Genomic DNA, 16,393 nt, shown 5'->3' on the forward strand with positions numbered 1-16,393 from the left:
CGACAGGTTCGCCGACGCGAGCGCGAGTTCCACATAGCGCGAGCAGATGGCATGAACCCGGTGCCACGACAGATTGACGATGCGTGCTACGGCGGCAAACGGCATCTGCTGCGCCAGCATCAGCACCAGCGCTTCGAACAGCAGCGTGAAGCCGTCGAGTTGGCCGACCCAGTCGGGTTCCACCAGCCGTACCGAGCCGTCCGGCAAGCGCACGCGCGGCACCCGGACCTCCAGATAGCACTCGTGCTGAAAGAAGTTCAGGTGGCGCAGCCGCTTGATTTGCGTGTCATGCACCGGGTGCTCGCCGGCAACCCCGGGGTAGGCGAAGCGGCTGCCAGCGACAAAGTCCACGGCAATCGTGAGCTGCCGTTTGGCCGTGTCGAAGTCGACGCCTTGCACGTACCACGGGGCCTTGATTCCCAAGGCGGCTTCAAAGAGTTGATTCGTCATGTTCGCTTCGTCTCGCATGGCTGGTTGCCGCATTCTGCCGCAACCAGCCATACACAAGCTTATCGATTCAGGGCGCCTCAAGGGTTCGCTGCGCCGGGCTCACGCCCGCCCTTGCCCCGCCAAACCACCCACTCAAAATTCAAAAGAGGCCAAAGAACTGAATGAGCCTAAAGAACTTAATGAGCCACGGTCCAGCCAAGCCCGCGCACGTTGCGGATCAAGGATTGTCCGAACTTCTTGCGCATCGTATGGATGAGCACGTCCACCGCATTGCTTTCCACCTCTTTACCCCATCCATACAGGCGGTCTTCGAGCTGGCCGCGCGAGAGGATCATGCCGGGCCTTTCGAGGAACGCGTGCATCAGTGCGAATTCGCGCGCGGAGAGCGACGACGCGACCCCGTTGCAACACAACATGCGTTTGTCGAGATCGAGATTGAGCGACTCGCCGCCTATGCGTGAGGTCGCATAGCCCGCCTTGCGCCGCAATACTGCGCGGATACGCGCAAGCAGTTCGCGAACTTCGAATGGCTTGCGGACACAATCGTCGGCGCCGTTGTCGAGACTGTCCACACGCGCATCGAGATCGTCCAGTGCGGTGAGAATCAATATGGGAACGTCGTTGCCTGCGGTACGCAAGGCACGTACAAAATCGATGCCGTCTGCGCCCGACGGACCGAGATCAAGCAATACCACCGCGTAATAGGCCGTCTTGATCGCGAGACTACCGGCTTTGCCGTCGCGCACCCAGTCGACACTGCAATCCGCGTCCTTCAATGCGCGAAGCAGGCTTTGGCCAATCTGCAAATCTTCTTCAACCAGTAAAACTCGCATGATGTCCTTCGTTTTGGATAGCGCGCGCTCAACATGAGCCGTGCGCTATTGAAGATGTGAATCCCCCTGTTGATTCGCGTGATGTAGTGCCGTGGGCATGAATAGCCTGCAGTTCAGGCTCGTGAAAAGCGTTGCGCATTTCTGCGCCTGGTTTGCCCTGGATCGAATCGTGACAAGTGGTCGTCTTGATGCTACGGACGCAGTGTGCGCGAATTTCTGGAACGGCGAAAATACTGGCTCGCGATGCCGGTATAAGCTGCGCCTCTAGCTCGCCTGAGCAGCACGGTCGTTCGCATGCAGCGGTACGACGAGGCGCTCGATGGCCGCTTGCTGAAGGGCGCCAAACGCGTCGTGACCGTCGGCCGGGGTGAGATTCCTCGGCCGTTCGATAGCAATCCTGATCGCGCGGCAACTGTCCACAAAGTAACTGCCGACAATCGACCTGCGCTTGAGATCAAGCGCATCCGCCAGGCTGCGCGGGCAAAAGACATTGGAAACAAGCCCCATTTCATAGGCTTCTTCCGATACAAAGAACACGTCAATCGTCAGCCAGCCCATCCCCTTGCTTCGCACCACGCGAGCCATGTCGAGCAGGCAGCGGGTTCCATACGGCTTGCCGCGCGGCGGCGCATCCTCGATGACGCAAAGCGTCCTTGCGTCGAGATCCTCGGTGCCGGGCGGCTCACCAACTTCGAAATAGTCCGCGCGCGCCTGACCCGCGCAAAGCCATTCGCGACCGTCCGCGTGGTAGTAGGAGATCGGGAACAGCCGGTTGCGAATGACGTCCTCGTTCTGCAACAGGTGATGCATCGTCCACTCGTAGACCAGCCCGCGGCGCCGTGCGCCCTCCAGCTTGATACGGGATGGCGCCGTTCGCCTTGAACGGTAGAACCGGCTCGCACGGACACCGGCGGTGTGTGCGTCGACGGCAAAAAATTCGCTCTTGTCGGTGGCCAGCACGCCTTCTGGATAGAACTGCAATTGCGGATGCGCTTCCTTGTGAAGCGAATGGGCTGCAATGGAATACGGCGTGCAGCGACGGGTCTCGTCGGGCGCGATGAACACCGCGCTGCCGTCGTCATAAATTTCCGCGACGAGGCAGTCGCATGACGAGCCGGGCTCGCAAGCCCGTGCGCCGCCTTCGAGCACGAGGCCCGCGTGATAGGCAAGTCCGGGCGAGATACCGTGGCGGATCATGTCGGCGGCAAACAGAGCCGCATCGCACGAACGGCCCGCGAACACGTACTTCGCGCCGCTCGCAAGGGCCGCAAAGAGCGGATGGATGCCCATCTGGGCGACGATCGTGCTTGCGCGCAGCGCGGCTTCGTCGAGTGCCGGCGCGCTACCGAGCGGACGCAACGCGTGGACGCGCAATGCGTCGATCGCAATCGCCGGATCGACTTCGGAGCGGATCACGGCCACCTTTGCGTCACGCACGTGCTGCTCTTCAAATATCTCGCGGGCAATGTCGAGCATCCAGTCGAGATTGCGTTCGCCACCCGCCGTCCCACAGCTACCGAGAATCACGGGGCCGCGAATGCGCTCGCCAGCCTCGACCATCTTGCGAAAATCGTTCTTGACGGCCTCCCGCTCGAAGTGCTGGGTACCGCTGCCAAGGTAATGCGGACCCATGGTCGCTGCGCCGGCATCGGCAACCACCGCATCGATACCGCCGTTCAACGCCTTTTGCAGCGATTCGCGCGGGAACCCGCAGCCCAGAGCCCCGCATGCGGATACGACCCGATACACCAGCTTTACCATGCATCACTCCCGCTTTACACCGGACAGCACCACATCGCCCTCTTGATGCCGAGAGGCGAAGTCTGCGGGTTTTGACGCGCGGGGGGAAATACCCGCTTGCGATGCCGCTATAAGCAGCGCATATGGGTCGGCGTCTACGTGCCCACGCCGCAACGGAGGGCGTAATAGGGGGCGCAATGCTGCTATCCGGCCTGGCAAGCCGAAACCAGTCGTTGCACGACCCGTTCCGAAAGGGTCCGCATGATTGCGGGGTCAATCAGTTCCGCCGTGTACGCAGTGTTCGCGATGAGCCTGCCGTCGAAAACCGCTACCGAAACGTTGGGAAAGTTTTTCAGCCCACACGCATAGTCGAAGCCGGTTACTTTCAGTGCCTGGGTCGGCCAGCTGAATTTGACCGCCTGCATGTCGGAGATATTGAGCGCAACGGGTGGTTGTTCTGTCCCACCAAACAGTTTTGGGTAGTTCAGATAGGTATGAAACAGGGAGCCGTTGCTCACGCCCTCATGGATATCGCGGAACACAAGTTTCGCGATGTCGAAGAGCGGCCGGTCGAGATCGGGGATGGGCGTAATGTGGCCTGTGATGGCCGTAAAGACCAGCTCCCCGGAAACGTGTGGCTCAAGCCTGCGGCGCATATCCACGTTCGAGCGCATCAGGATCTGTCGCGGCTGATCCGCGGCCGCGTCGCCGATGGCGAGCGCAAACGCAGCAACCAGCAGCGAGTGCACCGAGGAACCGTGCGCATGGGCTGCGGCGCTGATCCGATGCAGGTCGGCCGCTTCGATCACCGTCCGCTCGAGGCCATGCCTCAGCGGCCGGCCATCGCGCTGCGCCCGCCGCGGGATTTCCGCGCAGGCTCCGGACCACGCAGCGGCATGACCGACACGGTCGGCTGGAAGCGCAGCCAGGCTCTGACTGACTGCCGCATCGAGTGGGCGCGGAAAGGGCTGCGGCTCCAACGCCGGCGCGACCTCGCGCACCATGCAATCGCACAGGTACGCAAAACAGGAATGCAGTTCGACCAGCGCGGTGGCGTCCGCAATTGCATGGGCGCTAAGCATGAAGACGTCGAGCGTATCGACGCCCGCAATAACGTGGACACGGTAGAGCTGCCGCTGCGTAGCCAGTTCGGCATTGAGCAGTTCTGTATAGAGCGCATCGACGGAACAGGTATCGGGAGACAACCAGGCTTCAACCGACGGCAAGTCATCCGTCCGTGCCACGAATTCGCCATTCTCTATGACTGCACGGAGAATGCCGTAGCGCCCCTCCAGCCATGCGAGCGCTGCGTCGAATTGCGCCCTGCTGACCGTGCCGGCAATGCGGCTGTGGCTCACCACATTCGTATGCGTCTGAATGTAGATCATCTCTGTCGGCGAGGCGGCACGATAGATTCGTCTCATGGCGGGAAGCTGGCCATGTGACCTTGGTTCGCAGCTAAGACTCTGCATTGTCGGCTCCTGAACACCATGGAAATGAGGCAGTGTTGCGGCTGATCGGGCGGTTTCGGCGCGCGCTGACGGCAGCAACGCCGGGCACATCACCGGTATTGCGTCGCATCGTAAAGCCGCAGAATTAGGCCAGTCTTAGCTGAAGAAGATCGCCGCGGGCCGCTCAGGGACCGACGCGAATGCCACCCACGATCTTTTGTTCGTCGAGGTGTCGGCTGATGAGGTTGTTGATGACCGACATGGTTGCGTCGGCAGCCGGCGTCAACGGTTTTTCGGCGGACTTTATCTGGCTGACGGTCATATAGACCGGCGGGTCGAGCGGCACCGCTTTCATTTCCGCCCCACCCTTCACGGGCGATAAATCGCCCATCGCCAGAAGCGCATTGCCAAGACCCGCCTGGACCGCTGAAATCTGCGCCCAGACATCGTTTTCCACCAGGGCTGGCGAGGCGCCCGATCCATCGTCGAACAGCGCATCGACGATTCGCGCAATATCCGCATGCGGATGGGCGGGCAAGATCAGCGGCAAGTTTCGCAGTCCGTCCCAACTCATGGGATTCTGCTCGACTTGTGTCGTGCTCTGCAGGACAAGAAAAACCTGTTGTTTAAATAGCGGTTGGCGCGCAACGCCTGATGCGAAGTCGCCGTCGAAAATCATGGCGATATCGAGGCTGTCTTCGCGCACGCGGCTAGTGACGTGCTCGCTCGTCCCCGTGACGAGATGCAGCGTGACATTGGGCAACGCCACGTTGCAGGCGCCGGTGATGGCTTTGGCCATGGACGCCGCCAACACCTGCGACATGCCAACGCGAACCACGCCTTTTACATCTTCGCCGCAGGCCCGCACGAAATCCGGCAAATGCTCAATGCGATGGATGATCGCCTGGGCCTCGGCATACAGCAGCTTTCCTGCCGCAGTGGGCTGGACGCCGCGCGCGCTGCGGTGCAAGAGCGACACGCCGAGACTCTCTTCCAGTTCGCCGATCTGCTGGCTCAGTGCGGGCTGTGCGACGTGAATCTGGGTCGCCGCACGGGAAAAGCTGCCCGCGTCAACGATCTTGACGAAGTAAAGCAGATGCCGGACTTGTATCCGCGACCGCGCCATGGGCTCTCCACGAATCTCAGCAGGTGTTTAATCGCGACGCAGCTTTCAACACTAGCTTAGCTTGCCGACAATTGCCATACAAAAAGGGCGTAATTCCTTGTTAACTCTCTGCGCCTATTCTTCGATCCTTGAAAGCAGAAACCTGTAGTCAAATTCCGCCAGAAATTCGCATCGGCACGCCGTAGTTTCAACGTGTCGAACGCAAGAGAGGAGAACAGAATGAGTGCGCTGACTGAAGAACGCGTAAGCGTGTTGAGCGAGATCGCGACCGATTGCTTCGACGTCGATACCTTCTTTCTCGACGCCCAGCAACCTGATATGCGCGTCACGGTAAGACCGGTCGATATCGTCCGCGCCCTCGAAAGCGCCTACGACATGGGGCTGATCGCCGGCTATCACCTGACACGCTCTGGCCACAGGCGCGCGTGACGAGGGCGTACCATGCCGACCGCGGGCCCGCTTTCAGCGCGGGCTACCGCGCTCTTGCATCGACTCAGACTTGAGCCATGCCGCCGTCGACGAAGAATTCCGCGCCCGCAATGAAGCTCGCTTCGTCAGAGGCGAGGAAGACGACCGCATTGGCGATTTCTTTAGGATTCCCAACTCGACCGAGCGGCACCTGCGCGGCCAGAACATCGAGCAGACCTTGTTGCTGGGCCGGGTCATCACCCGCGAGTTCGACCAGCCCCGGCGTCTTGACCGGACCCGGGCTGACCACGTTGACGCGGATGCCCCGGTCCTTGAGATCCAGCGTCCAGCTACGCGCCAGATTGCGTACAGCGGCCTTCGAGGCGCTGTAAATGCTGAAGGCTGCGGTGCCGGATGCGCCCGCGGTAGAGCCGGCCAACACGATGGACGCACCGTTGCGAAGCAGCGGCAGCGCCTTTTGCACGGTGAAGATCACGGCCTTTACGTTGCGACCGAAGGTATCTTCGTAGTGCTCTTCGGTGATCGAGCCAAGCGGCAGCATCGACCCTCCGCCCGCGTTAGTGAAAAGTACATCGATGTGCGAATGTTTTTGCTGAACCGCGTCGTACAGGCGATCGATGTCGGCGAGCTTCGACATGTCGGCGCGTACGCCCGTTACCCGGCCCCCCATCTTTTTGACTGCGGCATCCAGTTCCTGCTGGCGTCGACCGGTGATGAAAACCGACGCGCCTTCGGCTGCGAAGCGGCTCGCGGTTGCGAAGCCAATCCCACTGGTACCGCCGGTGACAACGACGACCTTGTTATCGAACTTGCTCATTTCATCTCTCCTTGAGTTTCAGCGAACCGTTTCGCTGCGTTGAAGACATCATGCCGATGGAACAAACATCGCGCTAGACGGCTAAAATGAGCATCATTGTTCCAAAAATGGGTCAATCAACATGCAGGACGTCAACGATTACGTGCTCTTTGCCGAAGTGGTGACAAATGGCGGATTCGCTGCGACGAGCCGTGTGCTGCGCACGCCCAAGTCGACCATCAGCCGGCGCATTGCTGCCCTGGAACAGCGGTTAGGGGTGCGATTGATCGAGCGTTCAACCCGGCGTTTCAGGGTAACGGACGTCGGTCAGGCGTTCTTTGAACGCTGCCGCACCATCATGCTCGACGTGCAGCAGGCCGACGCCGTCGCTTCGGAGGCGTTGGGCGAGCCGCAAGGCGTCGTGCGATGCAGTTGTCCGCCAGGACTCGTGGAAGTACTATCGGGGGAGTTTGGATCGTTTCTGGCGCGCTTCCCCAAGGCCACGCTGCAAGTGGTTGCAGCCGATCGTGCCGTCGATCTGATTGAAGAACGGATCGACGTCGCGATCCGTGTGCGCACGAGGCTCGATTCGGACGCCTCATTGATCATGCGAACGCTGGGCTACTCGTCCCGTATCCTTGTTGCCGCACCCAAACTCGCCTCCCAGTGCGCGATCGGGAACATTGCGATCCTGAGCGAAATGACCACGCTCGCGACAACCGATGAGATGGGCGAAATCCTCTGGACGTTCAGCGGCCCGAACGACGAGGAATATTCAGTCCGCCATCAACCGAGAATGACCTGTGTGGATTTCGCCGCACTTCGCGATGCCGCGGTGGCTGGACTGGGCGTGGCGTTATTGCCTGACCATGCCTGCCATGAAGAACTCGCAGCCGGAAGACTCGTCCACGTGTTCCCGCAGTGGACCACGCCCGCCGGCATCATTCACCTCGTGTTTACGACGCGCCGGGGCTTGCCGCCCGTCGTGCGTGCGTTTATCGATCACCTGGCTGCGGTCTTTAGCGATGCTAACTCTCACGCACAACATGCTAGCGGTGCTGGGCCCCGGCCAGCGAATCCGGCTCACGGCACGCCTTGATTGCGCCGACGATGAGCGGATGCCGAAGGCGCTCATTCGATGCTAATTGTCGCCACGCACAATGGCTCCTGTCAGCAAAAACATCTCTCACACCCATCCGACAGGAGCGAATCATGAGTTGCAAACACGCTGCATTAATCGTACTGGCCACCACAGCGTTCGCATTTTCCACCGGCAACGCACAAGCCGCGCAAGGCTGCGGGCCCGGAGGCTGGCGCAATGCATGGGGCCAATGCCGCTATGCGGGTCCCGTCGTCATTCAAACGGCTCCGGTGGTCTATGCCGCGCCGGCCGCTCCGGTTTCGAACTATGCCTGCCCGCCCGGATACTGGCTGGGTCCGTGGGGACATTGCCGCAACACGCCCTACCATGGTCGCCTGCCGAACGGGATGTATCAGTGAAGGGACTGCGGCGATGGCGAATCGCAACCGCAACCGCAACCGCAACCGCAATCCATAGACGAATCCGTGTAGCCCGGATGTCCCTCAACTTTAGCGGTGGCCTCCTCTTTTGCTTCAGTGGCCGCTTGTGCGCGATCCGATACGCACATCGGCCACGGCTCACCATTCACCTATACTGCAAGATCACCACTCGATCTGGTGCCCACCGCTCAAGGCACGGTGAAGAGGAGTACCAAATGGAAGGTGATCTTCATCTCACGAAGCATCGACGACTGCGACTCTCCAGTCGAAGACGCACGCTCGCGATGTTTCTGTTTATACTGATCTCGTGCGGCCTTAGCACAGCGCATCCAGCGCAAAAACAGGCTTCTGCCGATGCCCCTGCGGCAAGCTCGACCCCGGTACCCCCCCACCATCTCGACCGCTCCGGCAAGATCCGCAAGGGCAAAATCTCGTACTACGGCCGGGAGTTCTACTCAAAAAAGATGGCCGACGGTACGCCCATGGATCCGCAATCCAACTCCGCCGCCAGCAAGACGCTCCCGCTCGGCACCAAGGCCCGCGTCACGAATCTGAAGAACGGCAGCAGCGCGGAAGTTGAAATCCGCGATCGCGGCCCCTACGTCCAGAACCGGATTGTCGATGTGTCGCCCAAGACCGCCGATCAGCTTGGCCTGAAAAAGGACGGCACCGCCCCGGTCGAAGTCAAGCCGTTGGCCGTTCCCCAGGCCGACGGCAGCGTCAAGCCAGGCGCAGGCGCAACGGATACTCACAACGGCCAGTAGCAGGCTGCGTGTGTTGCCACGCCGTCCGCGGCTCGCAGCGTCCCACTCGAAGCCGAAGTACCGCTCCGAGGCAAACCATCGCAAGAAATGTCAGAATCCGTGGTGACGCATTCACCCTGGAGCTTCCAGAATGAGTGACCCGACCTTTGACAGCTTCGCCGTTGAACGGCTGATTCAAGACTTCACCGCGCCGGCGCTACCACAACACCTACCCGACCCGGCGACGCTCGACGTCGCGGACCGCAACGCCAGGTACTGGACGAGCAGCGTCGCGGGCCCGCTCAAGCCGGGCTCCGATGTGCATCGCCGCGAGATGTGCCGGATGTTTCGCGAGACCTTCAATCCCTATCGTCCATCGGTGCTCGAATGGCCCGAACTCGAACCCGATGCACTCGAACGGATCGTTTCCCTGTCGATCTGGGACCTCGCCGTGCAGACCGAAGGCAAGGCACGCTTGCGTATGGCCGCGTATGCCGCAAGCGTCGACGAGCCTGACGTGCGCGAGGCGATCGCCCTCAACGCATGGGAGGAGAACCGCCATAAGGAGGTGCTCTCGCGGATGGTGGCCGCGTACGGCATTCCGCTCCTGAGCGAAGCGCCCTACGTCTTCCCGCGCAACACCGAGTGGGCTTTCATCGTCACAGGTTACAGCGAATGCATCGACAGCTTCTTCGCCTTCGGACTGTTCGAGGTCGCGCATCGCTCGGGACTGTTTCCGCCTGAATTGATCGACACGTTCGAGCCGGTCATGCAGGAAGAATGCCGCCACATCCTGCTGTTCGCCAACTGGGTGGCGTGGCATCGCGCGCAGTTGCCCTGGTGGCAGCGTATTGGCTTCACGCTTAAAGTCGCCGCCGCGTGGGTGTATCTCGCCTGGGAGCGGATGAACCTTGTGCGCACGCTCGACGCTGACGGCAACGAGCACACGCACGCTAACAACTTCACGGTGAACGGCGCGCAAACGGTGTCCGCGGTCGATATCAGCGTGCGCGAACTGATGACGCTGTGCCTCGCGGAGAACGAGCGGCGCTTCTCCGGGTACGACCATCGTCTGCTGCGTCCCGTAATGATGCCGAGACTCGTGCGCTTCGCGCGGTGCTTCATGCGTGCGGGCAAGAACAAGAGCCAGGCAAAGTAGCAGTCTGACGCGCACCGCACCAGGCGTATCACTCATGCCCTCACAACACATACTGAGTACCTTGGGCCGCAGGTAAACCCGGTAACGCGGGAAGCCTGCTTGCCAAAAGGTAAGTATGTGCTATAAAAAATAGCTGGCTATAGTATGACTACCGGTCGCCCGGCCGAAGAAATGGGCGCCTCCATTGGAGCGAGCGCGACAATCCATGAGTCTTCTGGAGCTCAGAGACGTTTCCAAACACTTCGGGGCCATTCGCGCCCTGAACGATGTCAGCTTAAGTCTGGAGCCGGGTCAGGTGGTCGGACTGATGGGCGACAACGGCGCCGGTAAATCCACGCTGGTCAAAGTCATCGCGGGTAATTTCCCACCGTCGCACGGCGAGATCCTCATCGACGGTAAGGCGGTGCATTTCAGCAAACCGGTCGACGCCCGTGCTCGCGGGATCGAAGTCGTCTATCAGGACCTCGCGCTTTGCGACAACCTGACGGCGGCCGCCAACGTGTTCCTCGGCCGTGAACCACGGCTCGGTTTCTGGCCGATCCGCATTCTCGATCACGCGACCATGTACCGGCGCGCCGGCGAGCTCTTCAAGGAACTCAAATCGGAAACGCGCCCGCTCGATCTCGTCAGGCAGATGTCAGGCGGTCAGCGGCAAGCGGTGGCGATCGCGCGCACGCGCCTTTCCGAAGCGCGGCTCGTCATCATGGACGAGCCGACCGCAGCCATCAGCGTGCGCCAGGTGGCCGAGGTGCTCGACCTCATCAAACGCCTCTCGGAACATGGCATCGCGGTCATTCTCATCAGCCACCGCATGCCGGACGTGTTCACCGTCGCCGACCGCGTGGTCGTGATGCGGCGTGGACACAAGGTCGCGGACAAGAAGACCGAAGCGTCGTCTCCGGAAGAAGTCACCGCCCTCATTACCGGAGCCATTGCCACCGCCTGAAACCGACTCGCATGGGAGTCCGAATTGAACGATCCGCAGGAAAGGCCTACGCCGATGTCGGCGTTGCTGGATAATCCGCAAGCCGCGAAGACCCACACGCGCTGGACCGGCCTTCTCGCCAGTCAGGTGTTCTGGGTGGTGGCCGCGACGATCGTCGCCTGCATCGTGCTCTCGTTCGTCACCTCCACCTTCGCGACGCCGCAGAATCTCTTCAACGTCACGCGTAATTTCGCGTTCGTGGCCATCGTCGCGCTCGGCATGATGGCCGTGATCGTCACGGGCGGTATCGACATTTCGGTCGGCTCGACAATCGGCCTGAGCGGGATCGTCCTCTCGGTCGTCATGAATGCCGGCTACCCGCTCTGGGCGGGCATCGGCATGGGACTGCTGACCGCGGGCATCGTCGGCCTCGTGAACGGTCTGCTCATCGCCTATCTCGACATGCAGCCGTTCGTCGTGACGCTCGGCATGCTGAGCGTCGGGCGCAGCCTCGCGCTGGTGTTCTCCGGCAGCCGGACCATTTTCGATTTCGGTCCCGACGGCAGCAAGCTGCTGGCGCTCGGCGGCGGCAAGACCTTCGGCCTCGCCAATCCGGTGTGGTTCCTGATCGTGCTCGCCGTGCTGTTCTGGTTCGCTTTTGCCTGGACGCGCTGGGGCCGCTACGTCTTCGCGGTCGGTGGCAACCGTCATGCGGCGAGACTCACCGGCGTTCCGGTGCGTCGCATCGTCTGCTCCGTCTATGTGCTAGCGGGCCTCATGGCAGGCGTCGCGGCCATCCTCGAAGTGGGCTGGCTCGGTGCGGTGACGACTGGCCTCGGCACCGGCGACGAATTGCGTGTGATCGCCGCGACCGTGATCGGTGGAACCAGCCTCATGGGCGGCATCGGCAGCGCCTTTGGGACCGTCGTCGGCGCCGCGCTCATCGAAGTGATCCGCAACAGCCTGATCCTGCTCGGCGTCGACTCGTTCTGGCAGGGGACGGTCGTGGGTGCTTTCATCATCGTCGCCGTGCTCTTCAACCGGCTCGGCGGGGAACGGCAAGGAGATTGACTGGGCTTCGGAGGCACCGGCTGCACGGCAGCGGGTGCCTTGGAGGACGACCGGACGGAACGCGGAACTGCCGGACGTCGAGGTTCAAACGCAACGCGAGATTCCGCGAGAAGGCCCAAGCCCGGACCCGGCCTTTCTTCGCGAGTGTGACGAAAATGGTGTGAGCAGACATAGGCGCTGCAGAACCGGCGCCGATCACTTTGTATAGACCGGGCGAGGCGCCAGAACGCCCACTCCGGTCGACCCAGGAGACGACAATGAAGAAGCTGTTGATGTGTCTTGCTGCGCTTGGAGGGCTGGCCACGCTGACCTCGCCCGCCTTCGCAGCCGATAAGACCCTGGCGCTGGTGGTGAAGGGGCTCGACAACCCCTACTTCGACCTGATGCATCAGGGATGCGACCGCGCCAACAAGGAGCTCAACAAGCAAGGCTATACCTGCTATTACACCGGCCCCGCCACGGCCGCCGACGAAAGCGCAGAAGTACAGATCATCGACGACCTCTTGACCAAGGGCGTGGCAAGTATGGCGATTTCGCCCGCGAACGCCCCGGCGGTCGCCGAAGAATTGAAGCGCCGCAACGTAACGATTCCGGTCATCACCGCGGATGCCGACCTGCTGCCGAAGGATGCCTCGCTGCGCAAGACCTACGTCGGCACCGACAACTACGAACTGGGCGTGAAGCTCGGCGAACAGTTGAAGTTGCTGATGCCGAAGGGCGGCAATATCTGCCTCGTGATGGGTAATCCCGCGGCCGAGAATATCAACCAGCGCGCGGCAGGAACGCGCGACACGCTCGCCGGCAAGAAGGGCGTGCAGAAGCTCGCGGGAGAAAACGGCTGGAAGGAAATCAGCGCCTGCCCGCTCTATGTGAACGATGACGCCGCCAAGGCCAACCAGATGATGCAGGACACGCTGACCGCCAACGCCACCGGACTCGACGCGTTCGTGCTCGAGGGCGGCTGGCCGCTGTTTGCGCCGCAGGCCTATTCGCAGGTCGTCGCGCCGATCATGGACAAGATCAACAGCGGCAAGTTCGTCATCGTTTCGGCCGATACCTTAGGACCGGAACTGCAGGCGCTTAAAGATCACAAGGTCAATGTTCTCGTCGGTCAGCGGCCGGAAGAGATGGGCTACCGGGCGGCGATGATCATGCGTGACCTCGCGGAAGGCAAGACCGTGCCGCCGGTTATTCATACCGGGCTCGATACCTGCACCTGGAAGAACGCTGACACTTGTCTTAAACATTGAGGTGCGGGAGGTTTTGTTGCAAGAAGGGATGCGGTTTGAGGGAGTGCCGCATCCCGTCCCTTCCCGTCAATCGCACGTTAGAAAACGCGCGGCCCCTTGCAGTGACCGTCTCAAACCGCTTATGTGTATATTAGGCATCCATGACGTCGCGAGGCCCGCTGGCCTTGCGACCGTCCGCAATACGACCCGCTAGTCCCTGTTCATTCAGCCTGAATTCCGTCTGGAGCACACATGCTCGTGTCGCACGTTGTTTTGCGCAGGGCCGCCGCGGCTTTTGCAACCTTGAGCGTGGTTGCAGTGCTGGTTGGCTGCAGCACGCCCGCAGCAACCCTACAACCGCAAAAAGCCGCAGTCGATGCCTTACCGAACGGGATCGCGGTACGACCGTCAGACAACCTAGTCTTCATCACAGATGACCGCACCAGCAGCGTGCTCGCCTCAACCGGCAGCGCCTTTACGCCGTATGCGTCGATTCCAGTCGAAGCGGGGCAAGGCAAGAGCCTCAGCCAGTTGACCTTCGCGCGCTCGGGCGCGCTGCTCGTCGAACGCTTCGGCTTCGGCACGGCCAGCGCGATCTTCGAAATCACCAGCAACGGCACGGCAGTTGCGCTGACCGGTCCCAATCCGGCACGACGCAGGCTCGGACTGGTTGAACTCGCACCTGGCCAGCTTCTGTCCACCTGGTTCATCAAGACCGGCAGCAATCCCCCGCAAGGCGGCCTGAGTCTCGTGACGTACGACGCAGCGACTCACACCGCTACCGAGCGCGATCTGCTGACGGGACTCGGCAAACCGGTTGGCGTTGCGGTATCGGGCGGTAGCGTGTTTGTCTCGGATCAGGCCAACAATAACGTCGTGAAGGCCAGCCTGAACGAGCTTTTGAATTCGGCCGGAGCGGTGACGCCCACGGTGTTTGTGCAAATCGAAAGTCCCGATCTGATGGCCGTGGACGCGCAGGGGCGGCTCTATACGAAGTGCAATAAAACGGGCCTCTGCGAGATCGCGCCGGATGGCACGATCACCGTGCTCGCCAATGACTTCCAGGATGCCCGGGGCGTGGCGATCGACGCCATACACCACGTGCTGTACGCGGTGGACCGCGCGAGCCCGGCAAGCGGGACCAGCTACGTGCGTACCTTTGCCATCAAGTGACGGCAAAGGTGTGTTGCGATCGCGGCCGCTGGAAAAATCCGCTTATTGATCTACGCCCACGATCACGCTCGATGCCTTGAAAATCGCGGTGGCCGCTTTGCCGCTGGCGAGGCCGAGACGGTCTGCGCTTTCATTGGTGATGATCGCCGCGATCTGCGCACCGCTGGCGCCGGCAATCGTGACCTCCGCATTCACCGCGCCTTTGGTCACGGCCGTCACCTTCCCGGCGATGCAGTTGCGCGCCGACACCTGGCTGCTCGCGACGTCCACCATCACGATGACCGAGGACGCCTTGACGAGCGCAAAGGCTGACTTCCCGGCGGCCAGCCCAAGCGATGTCGCACTGCCATGCGTGACGATCGCGACGATGTCGAGACCGTCTTGGGTTCGCAACGTGATCTCGTCGTTCACCGCCCCGTGTTTGACTTCGACGACTTCACCTTCAAAGTGATTCCTGGCACTGGTTCGCATGTTGATCTCCCGATATCGACCGCTCACGTGATGAATGGCGCGCGCTGTGTTTAAGGTCAGCGAATTAGTGTATCGAGAAGTGTGATGCGAAGCGAGAGATAAGGACACTTAATGGTCAATTAGATTGCGTTGGATGCGGCGCTATATAGCCGAACTCATACCGCTTAAGACGATGGTGTATAGCGCGCATCGCACCCTCCCTGTTACCGCCCAGCCACACGCATCCGCGGAGCAAACCGCTTGCGCGGGTGCTCAAAGCGCAGCGATGTCACTGCATCCACCGCGCCTTGACGAACCGGCAGCGCGCTCACCTTGCTGCGCGTCTGATAACGACGTCGCACCAGATATACCGGCCGCTCTTTCGACTCGTAATAGATGCGCCCAATGTATTCGCCGATAACGCCAATCCCGATCAACTCGATACCACCCATGAAGAGCAGCACACACAACAGCGACGCATAACCGGGTACCGGATTGCCGAACAGCAAGGTGCGGCCAATCATGAAGCCACCATAGACGAACGACAGCGCGGCGATCGCGAGGCCGATATATGTCCAGCACCGCAACGGCACCGTGCTGAAACTCGTGATGCCTTCGAGCGCGAAATTCCACAGCCGCCACCCCGAGAATTTCGAATGACCGGCGCTACGTGCGTCACGCTGATACTCGACAATCACCGTGCGATAGCCGACCCACGCGAAAAGCCCCTTCATGAAGCGGCGGCGCTCCGGCAAGCGCTTCAACGCGTTGACCACCTGCCGGTCCATCAGCCTGAAGTCGCCGACGTTCTCCGGCACCTTCAGATCGGACACCGCATTGTGGACGCGGTAATACAGCGCCGCCGCCGTGCGCTTGGCAAACGAATCACATGCGCGGTTGGTCCGTTTGGCCGCGACCACTTCGGCGCCCGCTCGCCAGTGTTCGATCATCACTGGAATCAGGCTGGGCGGATCCTGCAGGTCCGCGTCAATCGGGATCACAGCGTCGCCAAGCGCTTCGTCGAGTCCCGCCGTCAACGCGGCTTCCTTGCCGAAGTTCCGCGTGAGATCGACCACCCGCACCCGTGCGTCTTTCGCGCTGACTGCGATCAGTTGTTCCAGCGTCGTGTCCTTGCTGCCGTCGTTCACGCAGACAATTTCGAAGCGGATCCCGTCGATCGCTTCCATCACCGGAACGATCTGGGCAAAAAAATGTCCGACGGCTTCGCCCTCGTTATAAAACGGCACAACCAGCGAAATCAGATTTCTTGTGTTATGTGTGGACATGATGCCCCCCT

At 61.2% G+C, this 16,393-nt stretch carries 17 protein-coding genes; 9 read left to right on the forward strand and 8 right to left on the reverse strand.

The window, feature by feature from the left end; genetic code table 11:
* From P3T43_RS27620 to P3T43_RS27640, 5 genes are all read right to left on the reverse strand, one after another.
* The coding region (locus P3T43_RS27620; protein ID WP_429284182.1) for a helix-turn-helix domain-containing protein at nt 1-450 on the reverse strand (450 nt) is incomplete at its 3' end.
* Nucleotides 451-626: 176 nt separating this feature from the next.
* Nucleotides 627-1,283, reverse strand: coding sequence for a response regulator transcription factor (locus P3T43_RS27625; RefSeq protein ID WP_429284183.1), 657 nt, complete (start codon nt 1,281-1,283; stop codon nt 627-629).
* 264 nt (nt 1,284-1,547) lie between these two features.
* Entirely contained in the window at nt 1,548-3,044 is a 1,497-nt protein-coding gene (locus tag P3T43_RS27630; RefSeq protein WP_429284184.1) for a DUF4387 family protein, read from the reverse strand.
* 182 nt (nt 3,045-3,226) lie between these two features.
* Nucleotides 3,227-4,447 (reverse strand): phthiocerol/phthiodiolone dimycocerosyl transferase family protein, encoded by a 1,221-nt coding sequence (locus P3T43_RS27635; protein ID WP_429284185.1) that lies wholly within the window; start codon nt 4,445-4,447, stop codon nt 3,227-3,229.
* 211 nt (nt 4,448-4,658) lie between these two features.
* A complete protein-coding gene (locus tag P3T43_RS27640; protein WP_429284186.1) occupies nt 4,659-5,600 on the reverse strand; it encodes a LysR family transcriptional regulator in 942 nt (313 codons plus the stop codon).
* A 219-nt stretch (nt 5,601-5,819) separates the two neighbouring features.
* On the opposite strand from P3T43_RS27640, the gene P3T43_RS27645 reads away from it, so the two are divergent.
* Nucleotides 5,820-6,029 carry a hypothetical protein gene (locus P3T43_RS27645; protein WP_429284187.1) on the forward strand — a complete coding sequence of 70 codons (210 nt, stop codon included), beginning with the start codon at nt 5,820-5,822 and terminating at the stop codon, nt 6,027-6,029.
* Nucleotides 6,030-6,093: 64 nt separating this feature from the next.
* On the opposite strand, the gene P3T43_RS27650 is transcribed toward P3T43_RS27645, so the two are convergent.
* Nucleotides 6,094-6,846 carry an SDR family oxidoreductase gene (locus P3T43_RS27650; protein ID WP_429284188.1) on the reverse strand — a complete coding sequence of 251 codons (753 nt, stop codon included), beginning with the start codon at nt 6,844-6,846 and terminating at the stop codon, nt 6,094-6,096.
* A gap of 121 nt (nt 6,847-6,967) precedes the next feature.
* On the opposite strand from P3T43_RS27650, the gene P3T43_RS27655 reads away from it, so the two are divergent.
* The 8 genes from P3T43_RS27655 to P3T43_RS27690 all read left to right on the forward strand — a co-directional run bounded on the left by P3T43_RS27655 (nt 6,968) and on the right by P3T43_RS27690 (nt 14,646).
* A complete protein-coding gene (locus P3T43_RS27655) occupies nt 6,968-7,924 on the forward strand; it encodes a LysR family transcriptional regulator (protein WP_429284189.1) in 957 nt (318 codons plus the stop codon).
* 113 nt (nt 7,925-8,037) lie between these two features.
* The gene (locus P3T43_RS27660) at nt 8,038-8,325 is read left to right on the forward strand and encodes a GCG_CRPN prefix-to-repeats domain-containing protein (protein ID WP_429284190.1); all 288 of its coding nucleotides are present in this window, start codon (nt 8,038-8,040) and stop codon (nt 8,323-8,325) included.
* Between the two features lie 236 nt (nt 8,326-8,561).
* A complete protein-coding gene (locus P3T43_RS27665) occupies nt 8,562-9,110 on the forward strand; it encodes a septal ring lytic transglycosylase RlpA family protein (protein ID WP_429284191.1) in 549 nt (182 codons plus the stop codon).
* Between the two features lie 130 nt (nt 9,111-9,240).
* Nucleotides 9,241-10,248 (forward strand): ferritin-like domain-containing protein, encoded by a 1,008-nt coding sequence (locus P3T43_RS27670; protein WP_429284192.1) that lies wholly within the window; start codon nt 9,241-9,243, stop codon nt 10,246-10,248.
* A gap of 205 nt (nt 10,249-10,453) precedes the next feature.
* A complete protein-coding gene (locus P3T43_RS27675) occupies nt 10,454-11,194 on the forward strand; it encodes an ATP-binding cassette domain-containing protein (protein WP_429284193.1) in 741 nt (246 codons plus the stop codon).
* Between the two features lie 24 nt (nt 11,195-11,218).
* The gene (locus P3T43_RS27680; protein WP_429284194.1) at nt 11,219-12,244 is read left to right on the forward strand and encodes an ABC transporter permease; all 1,026 of its coding nucleotides are present in this window, start codon (nt 11,219-11,221) and stop codon (nt 12,242-12,244) included.
* A gap of 257 nt (nt 12,245-12,501) precedes the next feature.
* On the forward strand, nt 12,502-13,494 hold the full coding sequence (locus P3T43_RS27685) for a sugar-binding protein (RefSeq protein ID WP_429284195.1): 993 nt from the start codon (nt 12,502-12,504) through the stop codon (nt 13,492-13,494).
* A 231-nt stretch (nt 13,495-13,725) separates the two neighbouring features.
* Nucleotides 13,726-14,646: a hypothetical protein gene (locus tag P3T43_RS27690; protein ID WP_429284196.1), complete on the forward strand. Its 921-nt coding sequence runs from the start codon at nt 13,726-13,728 to the stop codon at nt 14,644-14,646.
* Nucleotides 14,647-14,688: 42 nt separating this feature from the next.
* On the opposite strand, the gene P3T43_RS27695 is transcribed toward P3T43_RS27690, so the two are convergent.
* Both P3T43_RS27695 and P3T43_RS27700 read right to left on the reverse strand, forming a co-directional pair.
* Nucleotides 14,689-15,117: a TOBE domain-containing protein gene (locus P3T43_RS27695; RefSeq protein ID WP_429284197.1), complete on the reverse strand. Its 429-nt coding sequence runs from the start codon at nt 15,115-15,117 to the stop codon at nt 14,689-14,691.
* Nucleotides 15,118-15,320: 203 nt separating this feature from the next.
* Nucleotides 15,321-16,382 carry a glycosyltransferase gene (locus P3T43_RS27700; RefSeq protein WP_429284198.1) on the reverse strand — a complete coding sequence of 354 codons (1,062 nt, stop codon included), beginning with the start codon at nt 16,380-16,382 and terminating at the stop codon, nt 15,321-15,323.
* Between the last annotated feature and the right edge of the window lie 11 nt (nt 16,383-16,393).

This window comes from Paraburkholderia sp. GAS41 (assembly GCF_050436545.1).
In the GTDB taxonomy this organism is placed as follows: Bacteria; Pseudomonadota; Gammaproteobacteria; order Burkholderiales; family Burkholderiaceae; genus Paraburkholderia.